The 14,592-nt window shown below is 69.9% G+C and carries 10 protein-coding genes; 5 read left to right on the top strand and 5 right to left on the bottom strand.

Features of this window, described 5'->3' with window-relative positions; all coding sequences use genetic code 11:
• Positions 1-202: 202 nt before the first annotated feature.
• Positions 203-1,357 carry an NAD(P)/FAD-dependent oxidoreductase gene (locus G6N48_RS13095; protein ID WP_139825635.1) on the bottom strand — a complete coding sequence of 385 codons (1,155 nt, stop codon included), beginning with the start codon at positions 1,355-1,357 and terminating at the stop codon, positions 203-205.
• 51 nt (positions 1,358-1,408) lie between these two features.
• Here G6N48_RS13095 and G6N48_RS13090 point away from each other — a divergent pair, with 51 nt between their 5' ends.
• The 4 genes from G6N48_RS13090 (at position 1,409) to G6N48_RS13075 (ending at position 7,623) form a co-directional block, all read left to right on the top strand.
• The gene (locus G6N48_RS13090; protein WP_139825636.1) at positions 1,409-2,590 is read left to right on the top strand and encodes a zinc-dependent alcohol dehydrogenase; all 1,182 of its coding nucleotides are present in this window, start codon (positions 1,409-1,411) and stop codon (positions 2,588-2,590) included.
• Positions 2,591-2,716: 126 nt separating this feature from the next.
• Positions 2,717-4,867, top strand: coding sequence for a glycogen debranching protein GlgX (gene glgX / locus G6N48_RS13085; RefSeq protein ID WP_085267775.1), 2,151 nt, complete (start codon positions 2,717-2,719; stop codon positions 4,865-4,867).
• 145 nt (positions 4,868-5,012) lie between these two features.
• Positions 5,013-6,764, top strand: a complete 1,752-nt coding sequence (locus G6N48_RS13080; protein WP_232066616.1) for a sensor domain-containing diguanylate cyclase — start codon at positions 5,013-5,015, stop codon at positions 6,762-6,764.
• Positions 6,765-6,855: 91 nt separating this feature from the next.
• On the top strand, positions 6,856-7,623 hold the full coding sequence (locus G6N48_RS13075) for an SDR family oxidoreductase (RefSeq protein WP_085267777.1): 768 nt from the start codon (positions 6,856-6,858) through the stop codon (positions 7,621-7,623).
• Between the two features lie 9 nt (positions 7,624-7,632).
• On the opposite strand, the gene G6N48_RS13070 is transcribed toward G6N48_RS13075, so the two are convergent.
• Both G6N48_RS13070 and G6N48_RS13065 read right to left on the bottom strand, forming a co-directional pair.
• Positions 7,633-8,604, bottom strand: coding sequence for an aldo/keto reductase (locus tag G6N48_RS13070; protein WP_085267778.1), 972 nt, complete (start codon positions 8,602-8,604; stop codon positions 7,633-7,635).
• A 48-nt stretch (positions 8,605-8,652) separates the two neighbouring features.
• Positions 8,653-9,651: a sensor domain-containing protein gene (locus G6N48_RS13065; RefSeq protein ID WP_232066615.1), complete on the bottom strand. Its 999-nt coding sequence runs from the start codon at positions 9,649-9,651 to the stop codon at positions 8,653-8,655.
• Between the two features lie 13 nt (positions 9,652-9,664).
• Between G6N48_RS13065 and G6N48_RS13060 the strand changes: the two genes are divergently transcribed.
• Complete coding sequence (locus tag G6N48_RS13060) at positions 9,665-9,817, top strand: hypothetical protein (protein WP_163670749.1); 153 nt, start codon at positions 9,665-9,667, stop codon at positions 9,815-9,817.
• Here the strand turns inward: G6N48_RS13060 and G6N48_RS13055 are convergent.
• On the bottom strand, positions 9,804-12,734 hold the full coding sequence (locus G6N48_RS13055; RefSeq protein WP_085267780.1) for an FAD-binding and (Fe-S)-binding domain-containing protein: 2,931 nt from the start codon (positions 12,732-12,734) through the stop codon (positions 9,804-9,806). The genes G6N48_RS13060 and G6N48_RS13055 overlap by 14 nt on opposite strands.
• 41 nt (positions 12,735-12,775) lie before the next feature.
• On the bottom strand, positions 12,776-14,569 hold the full coding sequence (locus G6N48_RS13050; RefSeq protein ID WP_085267781.1) for a thiamine pyrophosphate-requiring protein: 1,794 nt from the start codon (positions 14,567-14,569) through the stop codon (positions 12,776-12,778).
• Between the last annotated feature and the right edge of the window lie 23 nt (positions 14,570-14,592).

Here is a 14,592-nt window from a genome sequence, read left to right as displayed (position 1 = left end):
GCGCCGAAGGGATCGGCCGAATCGTCGTCCGGGTGGCCGCTCGAAACGACCTGGGCCGGGACCCTCCGCGGGATTCGAACGCCGTTCGCGCCTTTGCGTGTGCACTCGTGGCGCTGACCGTGCAGGCAGGGCGGCGTTTCTCGGCGTGTCGCCGCCCTGGGAGCACAATTCGCGCCGTGAGAGCCCAAACGCCGCTAGCTCCTCAGGGCATGGGGACGGGCGCGGGCCGGCGTTCGGCGATGAGCCGCTCGCCGAGGTCGTAGTCATCGTCGGCGTTGCAGGTCAAAACGGCCACCACCTCGTCGCCCGAGTCGTACCAGACGGTGAACCCGTCGCCGCGCTCGAGCAACCGGCAGCGCCGGAAGCCGTCACCCCAGGCGTGGTATTTCACCGTCGCCTCCCCGATGGTGGTCCAAAAGCCCGGAACGCCATCCCATTCGGCGTCGCGGCCCGCCGCCCGCGCCCCGGCGATCGTGCCCTGATCCGCCGCGTCCTGCCAGTGCTCGACGGCCAGGTGGCGGCCGGCGATCGCGTGGCGCGCCAGCGCGACGTCGCCCACGGCGTAAACATCGGGGTGCGACGTCGCCATGTCGGCGCCGACGACGATGCGCGAATCGCGGACCTGCAGGCCGGCCTCGACGGCGATGCGGCTCTGCGGGGCCACCCCGGTGGCGGCGAGCACGAGATCGCAGTCGATGGTGACGCCGTCGCTCAGTCGTACCCCGGCGGCGCTGATCTCCTCCACGGCAACCCCGCCGACATGGCGCGCGCCGGCCGCGCTCACCAGGTCGCGCAGCCGCTCGCCGGCCTCGTCGCCGAGCCGCTTCTGCTGCGGAAACCGGCCGGGCGCCACGAGAGTCACGGCCACCCCGCGCATCGCCAGCGACGCCGCGGCCTCGCAGCCGATGAAGCCCGAGCCGATCACCACCGCGGAGTCGGCGCCGCCCGCGGCCTTGCGCAACGCGGTCGCGTCGGCCAGCGAGCGCAGTTGCAGCGCGCGCTCGCCGCCGGGGAATGGCGGTGTCGTCGGGGACGCGCCGCACGCCAGGATCAGCCTGCCGAACGCATGCGGTCGCTCGCCCACGTACACGACCCGCCCGGCCAGGTCGATCCGGTCCACGGCAGCGCCGGTGACCAGTTCCACGCCGTTCTCCTCGAACCATTGCGGGGGATGCAGTGCCACATCGTCGGTCTCGCCGCGCAGGAACTCCTTGCTCAGCGGCGGCCGGGCGTAGGGCAGGTCGATGTCGGCGGTCAGGATGCGCACCGGGGAGTCGCTGTCGTGTTCGCGGAACGACTCGGCGGCGGCGACCCCACCCGGCCCGCTGCCCACGATGACCAACCCGGCTTCCAGCACCGTGATGTGATACCCGTTTCGGCCGGCGCGACACGGGTATGCGCCCCTGCCATGAAGGCAGTCATCTGGAACGGCAAGCGCGACGTGCGCGTGGAGTCGGTGCCCGACCCGAAGATCGAGCAACCGACCGACGCCGTCATCGAAGTCACGTCGACGAACATCTGCGGCTCCGACCTGCATCTCTACGAAGTACTCGGGGCTTTCATGAAGCCGGGCGACATCCTCGGCCACGAACCGATGGGCATCGTCCGGGAGGTGGGCGGTGAAACCGGCGACCTGAAGGTCGGCGACCGGATCGTCGTCCCGTTCCAGATCTCGTGCGGCCATTGCTACATGTGCGACAAGCAACTCTTCACGCAGTGCGAGACGACGCAGGTCCGCGATCAGGGCATGGGGGCCGCGCTTTTCGGTTACTCCGAACTCTACGGCGAGGTCCCCGGCGGCCAAGCCGAGCTGCTGCGGGTGCCGCAGGCGCAGTTCACTCACATCAAAGTGCCTGAGGGGCCGCCGGATTCGCGGTACGTCTACCTGTCCGACGTGCTCCCGACCGCCTGGCAGGCGGTGGCCTACGCCGACATCCCGGACGGCGGATCGGTCACCGTGCTCGGCCTGGGGCCCATCGGAGACATGGCCGCGCGCATCGCCGATCACCTCGGCTACCGGGTGATCGCCGTGGACCTGGTGCCCGAGCGGCTGGCCCGCGCCGCGCAGCGCGGCATCCACACCATCGACGTCGGCCGGCTCGACCCCTCCCTGGGCGAGGCGATCAAAGACCTGACCGACGGTCGCGGCACGGACTCCGTGATCGACGCGGTGGGCATGGAGGCGCACGGTTCGCCCGTCGCGAAGCTGGCGCAGCAGGCCACCGCGCTGCTGCCGGACGCCGTCGCCAAGCCGATGATGCAGACCGCGGGCGTGGACCGGCTGTCCGCCCTGTACTCGGCCATCGACATCGTGCGCCGCGGCGGGACGATCTCGCTGATCGGCGTCTACGGCGGGATGGCCGACCCGCTGCCGATGCTCACGCTGTTCGACAAGCAGGTGACCTTGCGCATGGGTCAGGCCAACGTCAAGCGGTGGGTGGACGACATCATGCCGTTGTTGACCGACGACGACCCGCTGGGCGTCGACACCTTCGCCACCCACGTACTGCCCCTGGACCAGGCGCCACACGCCTACGACATTTTCCAGAAAAAGCAGGACGGCGCCGTGAAGGTCGTCCTCAACCCATAAAAGAGGCTGCGGCTCAGAGCTTTTCGCCGACGGCCGGAACACGCGACGGTGTGCCGCCGCGGCGGTGACGCGCGCGGCACGTCGCCGGCCGTTTGGCGGCTCCCGCGGCAGGGTATTGAATGCGCCATGACTTCCGCGCAGACTCCTGCCCCCACACCCACCGGCGAAGTATGGCCGGGCCGGGCCTACCCCCTGGGCGCGACATACGACGGCGCGGGCACCAACTTCGCCGTGTTCAGCGAGGTTGCCGAAAGCGTCGAGTTGTGCCTGTTCGATGCCGACGGCACCGAGAGCCGCATCGCGCTGCCCGAGGTCGACGGTTTCGTCTGGCACGCCTACATCCCCGCCATCGAGCCCGGCCAACGCTACGGCTACCGCGTGCACGGACCCTACGAGCCGGAGAACGGCCTGCGGTGCAACCCCAACAAGCTGCTGGTGGACCCGTACTCGAAGGCGATCGACGGCTCCTTCGAGTGGAACCAGTCGCTGTTCAGCTACAACTTCGGCGACCCGGACAGCCGCAACGACGACGACTCCGCGGCCAGCATGCCCAAGTCGGTGGTGATCAACCCGTACTTCGACTGGGGCAACGATCGCCCGCCGGACCATCAATACGCCGATTCCGTCATCTACGAGGCGCACGTCAAGGGCCTGACCCAGACCCATCCCGACATCCCCGAACAGATGCGCGGCACCTACGCGGCGGTGGCCCACCCGGTGATCATCGAACACCTCAAGAGCATCGGCGTCACGGCGATCGAACTGATGCCGGTGCACCACTTCGCCAACGACTCCACCCTGGTCGAGAAGGGCTTGGCGAACTACTGGGGCTACAACACGATCGGGTTCTTCGCGCCCGACTTCAAGTATTCGAGCGCGCGATCCCCGGGCGGGCAGGTGCAGGAGTTCAAGGCGATGGTGCGCGAGCTGCACGAGGCCGGCATCGAGGTGATCCTCGACGTGGTCTACAACCACACGGCCGAGGGCAATCACATGGGCCCGACGCTGTGCATGCGCGGGATCGACAACGCGGCCTACTACCGGCTGGTCGACGACGACAAGCAGTACTACATGGACTACACGGGCACGGGCAACAGCCTCAACGTCGGGCACCCGCACGCGCTGCAGCTCATCATGGACTCGCTGCGCTACTGGGTGCTCGAGATGCACGTCGACGGATTCCGGTTCGACCTGGCCTCGACGCTGGCCCGCGAGTTCTACGACGTCGACCGGCTCTCAACGTTTTTCGAACTGGTGCAACAGGATCCGACGGTCAGCCAGGTCAAGCTCATCGCCGAGCCGTGGGACGTCGGGCCGGGCGGCTACCAGGTGGGCAACTTCCCGCCGCAGTGGACGGAGTGGAACGGCAAGTACCGTGACACCGTCCGGGATTTCTGGCGGGGCGAGCCGGCCACCCTCGACGAGTTCGCCTACCGCCTCTCCGGTTCGGCCGACCTCTACGAACACACCGCCCGACGGCCGGTGGCGTCGATCAACTTCGTCACCGCGCACGACGGCTTCACGCTGCGTGACCTGGTGTCCTACAACGAAAAACACAACGAGGCCAACGGCGAGGACAACAACGACGGCGAGAGCCACAACCGGTCGTGGAACTGCGGCGCCGAGGGGCCGACCGACGACCCGCAGGTCAACGATCTGCGCGCCCGCCAGCAGCGCAACTTCATGACCACGCTGCTGCTCTCCCAGGGCGTCCCGATGATCTGCCACGGAGACGAGCTCGGCCGCACGCAGCACGGCAACAACAATGGCTACTGCCAGGACAACGAGCTCACCTGGATCGACTGGCCCAGCACCGACAACGCGATGCTCGACTTCACCCGCCTGGTGTCCGCGCTGCGGGCGGAGCACCCGGTGTTTCGCCGGCGGCGGTTCTTCTCCGGAAAGCCGCTGGGCCGGCGCGGCCAGGACGGTCTGCCCGACATCGCCTGGTTCACGCCCGACGGTACGGAGATGACCGAGGAGGACTGGGGCGCGGGATTCTCGAAATCGCTCGCCGTGTTCCTCAACGGCCACGGCATACCCGACCGCGACGCGCGCGGGCAGCGCGTGCTCGACGACTCGTTCCTGCTGTGTTTCAACGCCCACTACGAGCCGATCGAATTCACGCTGCCGCCGAAGGAATTCGGCGCTTCCTGGCAGCTCGTGGTGTTCACCGGGCCCGAGGAGGAGACACCCGCGGAGGAGGTGCCCGGCGGAGGCACGCTGACCGTGGACGCGCACACCGCGGTCGTGCTGCAAGCTCCCGACGCGAGCTGACCGGCAGCCGTCCGCCGGGCGCCCCGGGTGGGGTGCCCGGCGGCGCCGGTGACCTTCGCCCCGCGATCGGTTACCTTTTGCCACGATTCCGGCTGTGGGCGCGCAAACTTTCGATTGCGCGCCGCGGGGGAGGAAGGGGCAGTCCTTGGAGGGTCCGAGGCTGGATGCGTGCCTGAACGACGCCGCCTGGTGCAGGCGGTTCGCGCTGCTAGGGGTGTTCGGCATCGCCGCGCTGACCTGGGTCGGCTGGGCGACCGGTGTGGACGCGCTCACGCGCATCTGCCCGACCTGGCCGCGGATGGTGCCGTGGACTTGTCTGTGGTTGTCAGGTCTGGGCGCCGCGATCGTCGCGCAGTCGGGCCGCCCGTCGCCGGGCCGCGTGTGGGCCGGTCGGGGCCTGGCCCTGATGGTGGCGGCCCTGGCCGGCACCACCCTCGGGGAGTACGCGGCCGGTGGCTGGCCGGGGCTGGATGAGTTGTGGTTCGGTCAGGCGCTGCGGGCGGCGCAACAGACCTGGCCTGGGCGTCCGAGCCCGCAGACCGCGTCGTCGGCCCTGCTCCTGGCCGCCGGCGCGACGCTGATACGGATCGACACGTGGACCCGCGTCGTCTGGCCCGCTTGCCTGGCGGCCGGTGCGGCCATCCCGTTCTTCACGGTAGGGGCCTACCTCCTCAACGCTCTTGCCCTGGTGGGCTATTCGCCGTCGACCGGCCAGGCGCTCACGACGGCCCTCGCGCTGTTGCTGCTGGCCGCCGCGATGTCGCTGGCGCGCCCCGACCGCTTTCCCGTCGCCTGGCTACTCGCCCGACCCGATCGGAACTTCCTGTTGCAGTTGGCGGGCATCCTCGCCGGGTTTCCGGTCGTGGTCGCGCTGACGCGGCCAATCTGCTTGCGGCTCAGGCTGGGTGAACGCGCGGCGTGGACCTTCTCGATACTGCTGGGCACCCTCATCATCGGGGCGATCACGTTCTTCTTCCTGCAGCGCGAACAGAAGCTGCGCATCGAGAAGGAGTCGGCAGGCAAGCAGCGCGCCGACGCCGAGCTGCGCTATCGCATCCTCGCCGACAACGCCGTCGACGTCATCGTTCACCTGCGCGACGGAAAGGTCGCGTGGGTCTCCCCGTCGGTCGTCGCCGCGCTGGGCGGGCCGGTCGAGCGCTGGACCGGCCCGGGCTTCGAACGCCGCATCCATCCCGACGACCGCGACACCCTGGCCGCAGCGCTGCAAAGGATCGCCGGCGGCGAATCGGTCCTGCAGCGGTTCCGGATCCGCGCCGTGGACGGCGCATACCACTGGGTCGACGGTCACGGGAAGCCGTACCTCGATGCCGACGGCGACGCCGACGGCGTGATCGCGGCGCTGCGGATCGTCGACGACCAGGTCGAGGCCGAGCAGCGCCTCGAACGGCTGGCCCGGTTCGACACCCTCACCGGCCTGGTGAACCGGGCCGAGGCGATCGGGCGCCTCGAATCGGCGCTGGCGGCGCCGCCGACGCTCGGAGCGCACCTCGGCATCCTGTTCTGCGACGTCGACCACTTCAAGCACATCAACGACACGTGGGGGCACGGCGCCGGTGACACCGTGCTGACCACCCTGGCGTGCCGGATCCGCGAATGCGTCCGCGAGGGCGACACGGTGGGCCGCACGGGCGGCGACGAGATCCTCGTTCTGCTGCCCGGCGTGCACAGCCTCGACGAGGCCGCCCAGATCGCCGAGAAGATCCGTTGCCGCGCAGCCGAACCCATCGACGAATCCGGTGTGACGATCCGCGCGACGCTGAGCATCGGCGCCACCATTGCCGTTCCCGGAGAGGCCGTCTCCTCCATCACGGCGCGCGCCGACACGGCGATGTACCAGGCCAAAACGGGCGACCGGAACACCGTCATCCGGATCTGAGCGGGCCGGTGATCGCCGCCGCCCACCCTCATCCGGTAGGTTCGTCGCCGACGGCAGCTCGTTACAAGAGAGGGCGAATATGTCAAGGACAGTGGTGGTTGGCGCCTCGAGTGGGCTGGGGCGCTGCATCGGGGTGGGTCTCGCCCAGCGCGGCCATCAGGTCGCGCTGCTCGCCCGGCGCCGTCAGCGCATCGAGGCGGCGGCCAAGGACGCCGGCCCCTCGGCGGTCGCCATCGAATGCGACGTCACCGACGAGGCGTCGTGCCGTGCGGCGATCGGCGAGGCCGCCGGCGCGCTGGGTGGAATCGACAACCTCGTCTACACCCCGGCCGTAGGTCCGCTGGTGCGCATGGTGGAGACCGACGCGGCGACCTGGCGGCGCATCTTCGACACCAACGTCATCGGCGCCGCGCTGGTGACCGCGGCGGCGGTGCCCCACCTGACGGTGTCGGCGGGCAAGGCGGTCTACCTGTCGTCGGACGCGGGCACGTTCGGACCGCCCTGGCCGGGCCTGGGCGCCTACGGCGTGAGCAAGGCGGCCCTCGAGCGGCTCGTGGAGGCCTGGCGCGCCGAGCACCCCGACATCGGGTTCACCTGCCTGATCGTCGGGGAATGCGCGGGCGGCGAGGGCGACGGCCAGACCGGCATGAACGTCGACTGGGACATGGACCTGGCCATGAAGGCCGTCCCGCTGTGGGCATCGCGCGGCTGCATGCCCGGCAAGCTGATGCCCGTCGAGGACCTCGTCGACGTGGTGCAGACCATCTTGAGCACCAACGCCTCGACGTCGATGCCGCTGGTGGTCGCCAGGGGCGCGCCCGCCAGCCCCGCGGCGTTCGCGGACTCCGCGCAGTCCTAGCGGGTGGGCTCAGCCCACCCCGAGCCGCTCGCGGACCAGATCGGCCAGGAAGCGCCCGTTGGAGGTCGGCCGGAAGGCCCGCGCCGCCCGGGTCAGCTCGTCGCGTGAATCGGCCGGCAGCTCGATGTCGGCCGCCGCGACGTTGAACTCGAGCTGCTCGACGCTGGACGCACCGGGGATGGCGACCACACCGGGCAGGCTGATCAGCCAGGCCAGCGCCACCTGAGCGGGCTTGGCGTCGACCTGCTTGGCGACGTCGCGCAGCGTCTGCAGCAGCGGCTCGACGCGGCGCAGGTTCTCGGTGCTGAACAGGCGGTTGACCGCGCGCACCCCGCCCGGCCGGTTGTCGAGGCCGTATTTGCCGCCCAACAAGCCCTGTGCCAGCGGGCTGTAGGCGATCACGATGCGGTTCTCGCGCTCGGCGAAAGGCACCAGGTCCTCCAGCGCGCCGGCGTGGGCGAGCGAGAAATGGACCTGGTTGCTGATCACCGGCCGACCGAGCGCCGCGTCCGCTTTGCGCCACCGGTCCAGCGAGTAGTTGGAGACGCCGGCCGCGCCGATCTTGTTGCTGTCCAGCAGGTCGCGCATGCCCGGCATGATCACCGAGTCGGGGACCACCGGGTTGGGCTGGTGCACCTGGTAGAGCGGGATGCGGTCCAGCCCCAGCCGCCGCGCGCTGGCACGCTCGCGCTGCCTGACCACGGCGGGGAACGGCGCGACGGGCATGATCTTGCTGGCCACCGCGACCTCGGCGCGCTCGTCGCCGAGGGCCTCGCCGAGGATGCGCTCGCTCTTACCCAGCCCGTACACCTCGGCGGTGTCGAACAGCGTCACGCCCAGGGCGCGGGCGCGGCGCACGATGTCACGCGCGGCGCCCGAGGCATAGCTGTCCCCGTAGCCCCATTCGCGTGACCCGAACTGCCAGGTGCCCAGGCCGATCCGGCTGACCCGCCCGACACCGTCCACGTCGAGATATTCCATACGGCCCACCCTACTGAGGCGGGTGCCTCGAGTGGTGGGCACGGCCCGTCAGCCGGGGACCTTGCCGAGGATGTAGGTCGCGATGCTTCCGGCGGTCTGGCGGGCCGCGCCGGCGTCGGTGGTGCCCTTGTCGGCCACGTACAAGTCGACGACGACATTTGCCTTGGCCGCGATCGCCCGGACGGACCGCACCTGCAGGCCCTTCGGGGTCAGGTCCATGGTGGTGACGCCGTTGCCGGCGTCGACGGGAGGCCCGAGGTCGAACGGAACGGCGGGACCGCCCGGCATCGTCACGTCCACGGTGGTGCCGCCGCATTGGCGCCACCCGGACAGCACCCGGGCCAACTGCGACCGGGCCGCCGGCGGGTCGGGGAACGTGGCCGTCGCCGCGATGATCTGGACCGATTTGAGCAGGCTGCGGGTATCGGTGAACTCCGCCGCGCGGTACCCCGTGACGGTGCCGGCGGGGTAGGCGTCGGGGGTGCCCGGGGCGATGCTCGCCCAGCACTCCTGCCGGTCGATCGTGCCCTCCCGATCCGACCTCGCCGGGTGGTCCCAGGTCTGGCCTGACTCCAGGTTGGCGTCGCCGGTGATATTCCTGAGCGCGTCGGCGCCGGGCAGCAGCGTGGCCACGGCGTCGGGCGCGACCGTGGGTCCCGGGGGTCCCGGCGGTGCGGTCGACGTCGTCGCGGGGGCGGCGGTCCGATCGGCGGTGGAGGCGCCCAGCACCGCCCACGCCACCAGTGCGACCAGTGCGAGGGCGGTGAACGCGTACGACAGCGCGAGTCCCAGCACGGCCCGGTCGCGGCCGGGTTCGCCGGTGCGGCGGATCTGGCGCAGCCCGGCGTGGCCCAGGATCGCGCCGAGGGGCGCGAACACGAACGCGAACACCACCGACAACGTCGCGAAGGCGTTGGCGGGCGGGCGCTGCGGCGGTGGTGGCGGCGGCGCGAAGGGCGGCGGACCCGGCGGGGGATCGGGGTAGGGAACGCGGCCCAGCGGATCGTAGGTGAACGGGTGCTGGCCGTAGGGATCGAAGTCGGTCACGGAGGGCGCCTCCTTGCGCTCACTGCCGATTCTGGCCGCCTTCGGCCGCGACGGCCAGGGTCGGTACCCGCCGGCCATCCTGCGGGACCGCGGAGCGGGTCACGACGAGGCCCACCGGCTGTTCGTCGACGACGTGCGCAAGGCGTGCCAGGCTACGGAAGGTTGAGCCGGCGCGCCCGCGACGTGCGCCCGGCCAGGGCGCCGGCGAGCACCTGCGCGAAGTGCATCGGCCGGCGATCGGCGGCCAGCTGGCGGACCTGCAGGCGGCAGCTGAAGCCGTCGGCGAGCACCATCGTGTCGCGGTCGGCATCGCGGATCGCGGGCAGCAACTTGTCCTCGGCGCAGGCGACCGACACGTCGTAGTGGCCCTTTTCGAAGCCGAAATTGCCTGCCAGACCGCAACATCCGGCGTCGAGCACATCGGTCTGGACGCCGGCTTGTTCGAGTAGCTTGCGCTCGTGGGTGTAGCCAAGGATCGCGTGCTGATGGCAGTGCTGCTGCACCACGGCGTCGGCCCCCACGTGCGGCGGTTCCCAGTCGGGCGCCTTGTCGGCCAGCAGGTCGCCCAGCGTGAAGGTCTGCTCGGCCAACCGGTGCGCGTCCTCGTCGCCGTGCAACAGCTCGGGCAGATCGGACCGGAACACCGCGGCGCAGCTGGGCTCGAGCACCACCACCGGCGTGCCGGCGCGCAGCGCTGGGCTCAACACCGCCAGGCTGCGGCGCAGAACCCGTTTGGCGGTGCGCAATTGGCCGGTGGAGATCCAGGTCAGGCCGCAGCACACCGCTTTGCGCGGCACCTCGACGTCGAAGCCGGCCGACTCCAGCACCGCGACGGCCGCGTGGGCGATCTCGGGCTCGAAGTTGTTGGTGAAGGTGTCCGGCCACAGCAACACGCGGCCGCGCGACGCAGCGACGGGGACGGCTTCGCGTCGCGCGAACGAGTGGGTGAACCGCTCGCCGGCGAAGTTCGGCATGTCGCGTTGGACGTCGATTCCGCCGGCCCTCTTGATCATCGTCGACACCCCGGGAGTGTGCGTGACGGTGTTGAGCAGCCGCGGTGCCACCGCGGCCAGCCGCGCCCACAGCGGGATCCAGCCCATGGAGTAGTGCGCCATCGGCCGGAAGCGGCCCCGGTAGTGATGGAACAGGAACTCCGCCTTGTAGGTTGCCATGTCGACGTTGACCGGGCAGTCGCTGCGACAACCCTTGCAGGCCAGGCAGAGATCCAGCGCGTCGTGGACCTCGGCGGAGCGCCAGCCGTCGGTGATGACGTCGCCTTTGACCATCTCGAACAGCAACCGCGCCCGCCCGCGGGTCGAGTGCTCCTCTTCCTGGGTGGCCCGGTAGCTGGGACACATCACGCCCGACTCGTCGCCGCGGCACTTGCCGATTCCGACGCAGCGGTGCGCCGCACGCGAGAAGCGATGATCGTCATGCGGATAGGCGAACATGGTGGTGGGCTCGATCGGGCGGTAGCCGACGCCCTCGCGCAGGTTCTCGTCGAGCTTGTACGGGCGCACCACCTTGCCGGGGTTCATCCGGTTGTTCGGGTCCAAGAGCGCCTTGAGTTGTTCGAACGCGCCGATCACGCGCTCGCCGAACATGATCGGCAGCAGCTCGCCGCGGGACTGGCCGTCACCGTGCTCACCGGACAGCGAACCGCCGTAATTCACCACCAGCCGTGCCGAATCCTCAACGAACGAACGGTATTTCGCGATGCCCTCCGCGGTCCACAGCACGAACGGGATACGGGTGTGCACGCAACCCTGGCCGAAATGGCCGTAGAGCGAGGCGGTTCCGTAGTCGTAGCGGTCGAGCAGCTTGTGAAAGTCGCGCAGGTAGTCGCCGAGCCGGTCCGGCGGGACGGCGGCATCCTCCCAGCCCTCGTGCGTGTCCGGCCCGCCCGGCGGATAGGCGGTTGCGCCCAGCCCGGCCTCGCGCGCCGCCCAGACCTCCTTCTTGCGCTGCGGGTCGTCGAGCACGATGGCGCTGGCGCCCGTCTTGTCCTGGACGGCCTCGATCATCGACTTGGCCTTGCGGTCGGCGTCGTCCTGGTCGTCGCCGTCGAGCTGGACCATCAGCCACGCCCTGCCGTCGGGCAGCTGCCGCAAGGCCTTCTCGGCCAGCCGCCGCGAGTGCTCGAGATCGACGAGGCGGTGGTCCAGGCCTTCCAGCGCCGCGGGCTGGTGCTCGAGCACCGCGGGCACCGCGTCGGCGGCCTCGGCGATGTCCGGAAAACCCAGCACGGCCAGCGCATTGGCCGCCGGCACCCGCACCAGCGCCAGCTCCGCGCGCAGCACGGTGACCAGCGTGCTCTCGGAGCCGACCAGCGCCTTGGCCACGTCGAAGTTGTTCTCGGGCAACAGCGAATCGAGGTTGTATCCAGAGACCCGACGCGGGATCTGCGGGTAGGTCGACCGGATGTCGTCGGCGTAGCGCTCGGCGAGCGACTTGAGGCCGCGGTAGATCTCCGCGCGCCGGCCGCCCTCCGCGACGATCCGGTCGAACTGCTCATCGTCGGTCGGCTCCACCCACATCCGCACACCGTCATAGGTCAGCACCTCGAGCCGGCGCACCGAGTCGACCATCTTGCCGTACGCCTGGGCCGTCGACCCGCACGAGTTGTTGCCGATCATCCCGCCGATGGTGCAGCTGACGTGAGTCGACGGCTTGGGTCCCACCATCCAGCCCGACGGCCGCAACCGGTCGTTGAGGACGTCGAGCTTGATACCCGGTTGCACCACCGCCACGCCGGCTTCGGCGTCCACCGACTCGACCCGGGTGCAGTACTTGCTCCAGTCGACGACGATCCCCGAATTGCAGCACTGCCCGGCCAGGCTGGTGCCGCCGCCCCGGGACAGCACCGGCAGGTCGTGGCGGCGGCAGATGCCGATCGCGACGGCCGCGGCCTCCGGGGTGCGGGGCACCACGACGCCGATGGGAACCTGCCGGTAGTTCGACGCGTCGGTGGAGTAGGCCGCGCGCGAGCCCGGGTCGAACCGGACTTCGCCGTCGACGTGGTCGCGCAGATCGGCGGCCACGGTGTCGTACAACTTGGGCGTGCGGCCCGTACCTGTCGTCATGCCAACTCTCCGTCGAGTTCTGGTTGTTTGCCGGCCACCGATCAGCTCTTCTTGTGCGGCAGGAACTCCTGCGCTTTGGTCTTGAGCCCGACCTTGACGAAGCCGACGCGGTCCTCGTCACCGGAGAGCACGGCGGTGGTGGCCGCCTTGAACTGGTCCCAGGTGGCGTGCGGCGGGATCGGCGGCATGTTGGGGTCGGTGAAGACGTCCAGCACGGTGGGGCGGTCGGCCGACAGCGCGTTGCGCCAGGCGTCGCCCAGTTCTTCGGGGTCCTTGATGGCCATCGCGTTCAGGCCCAGGCTCGCCGCGAAGGCCGCGAAGTCGACATCCGGAAGCGCCTGCGATTCATGGAATTTCGGCGCCCCTGCCATAGCGCGCATCTCCCAGGTGACCTGGTTGAGGTCGTTGTTGTGCAGGATCGCCACGACCAGGCGCGGGTCCTCCCACTCGCGCCAGTACCGCTTGATCGTGATCAGCTCGGCCATGCCGTTCATCTGCATGGCGCCGTCGCCGACGAAGGCGATGACCGGCCGTCGCGGGTTGCCGAACTTGGCGCCGATCGCGTACGGGACGCCGGGACCCATGGTGGCCAGCGTGCCGGACAGCGAGCCCCTCATGTCGCCGCGGAAGCGCAGGTTGCGCGCGTACCAGTTGGCCGCGGACCCGGAGTCGGCGGTCACGATCGCGTCGTCGGGCAGCTTCGGGGAGAGCTCGGAGTACAGCCGCATCGGGTTGATGGGGTCGGCGCTGACGTGGGCCTCCTTGTCCATGGTCTCCCACCAGCGGGCCACGTTCTTCTCGATGGTCTCCCGCCACGACCTGTCCTCCTTGCGGCGCAGCTGCGGGATCAGGGCGCGCAGTGCGGTTTTCGCGTCTGAGACCAGGTTGACCTCGTAGGGGTACCGCATCCCGATGAACCGGCCGTCGATGTCGATCTGCACCGCGCGGCACTGGTCGAACTCCGGCAGGAACTGCGTGTAGGGGAAGCTCGAGCCGACGGTGAGCAGCGTGTCGCAGTCGCGCATCAACTCGTAGCTGGGCCGAGTGCCCAGCAACCCGATCGAACCGGTGACCCACGGCAGTTCGTCGGAGAGCACGTCTTTGCCCAGCAGGGCCTTGGCCGCTCCCGCGCCGAGCAGGTCGGCCACTTCGGCCAGCTCGGCGTGCGCGCCGCGCGCGCCGGTGCCCGCCAGGATGGCGACCTTCTTGCCCGAGTTGAGCACCTCGGCCGCGCGGGCGACGGCGGCATCATCCGGCGCGATCGACGGGTATTCGATGCCGAGGCTTGAGGGCACCATCTTGAAGGCGTGCTCGGGCGGCGAGTACGGCAGCTCCTGGACGTCGCTCGGGATGATCAGCGCCGTCGGGGCCCGCTGCGTCATCGCGACCCGGATCGCGCGGTCCAGCACGTTGGGCAATTGCTCGGGGACCGTGACCATCTGGACGTAGTCGCTGGCGACGTCCTTGTACAGGCTCAGCAGGTCGACCTCCTGCTGGTAGCTGCCGCCCATGGCGGTGCGGTTGGTCTGCCCGACGATGGCCACCACCGGGACGTGGTCCAGCTTGGCGTCGTAGAGGCCGTTGAGGAGATGGATCGCGCCGGGGCCCGAGGTGGCCGTGCAGATTCCGACGCGCCCGGTGAACTTGGCGTAACCCACCGCTTCGAAGGCGCTCATCTCCTCGTGGCGCGACTGGATGAACTGCGGATTGTTGTCTGCGCGGCCCCACGCGGCGAGGATCCCGTTGATCCCGTCGCCGGGATAGCCGAACACGTGCTGCACGTCCCACGCGCGCAGCCGCTCGAGCAGGTAGTCACCCACGGTTGGTTTGGACATTCGTACCCTCCTAGGTGGTCAGG

The sequence above is a fragment of the Mycobacterium parmense genome, assembly GCF_010730575.1.
GTDB lineage: Bacteria > Actinomycetota > Actinomycetes > Mycobacteriales > Mycobacteriaceae > Mycobacterium > Mycobacterium parmense.
This window is presented reverse-complemented; position numbering and strand designations above follow the sequence as displayed.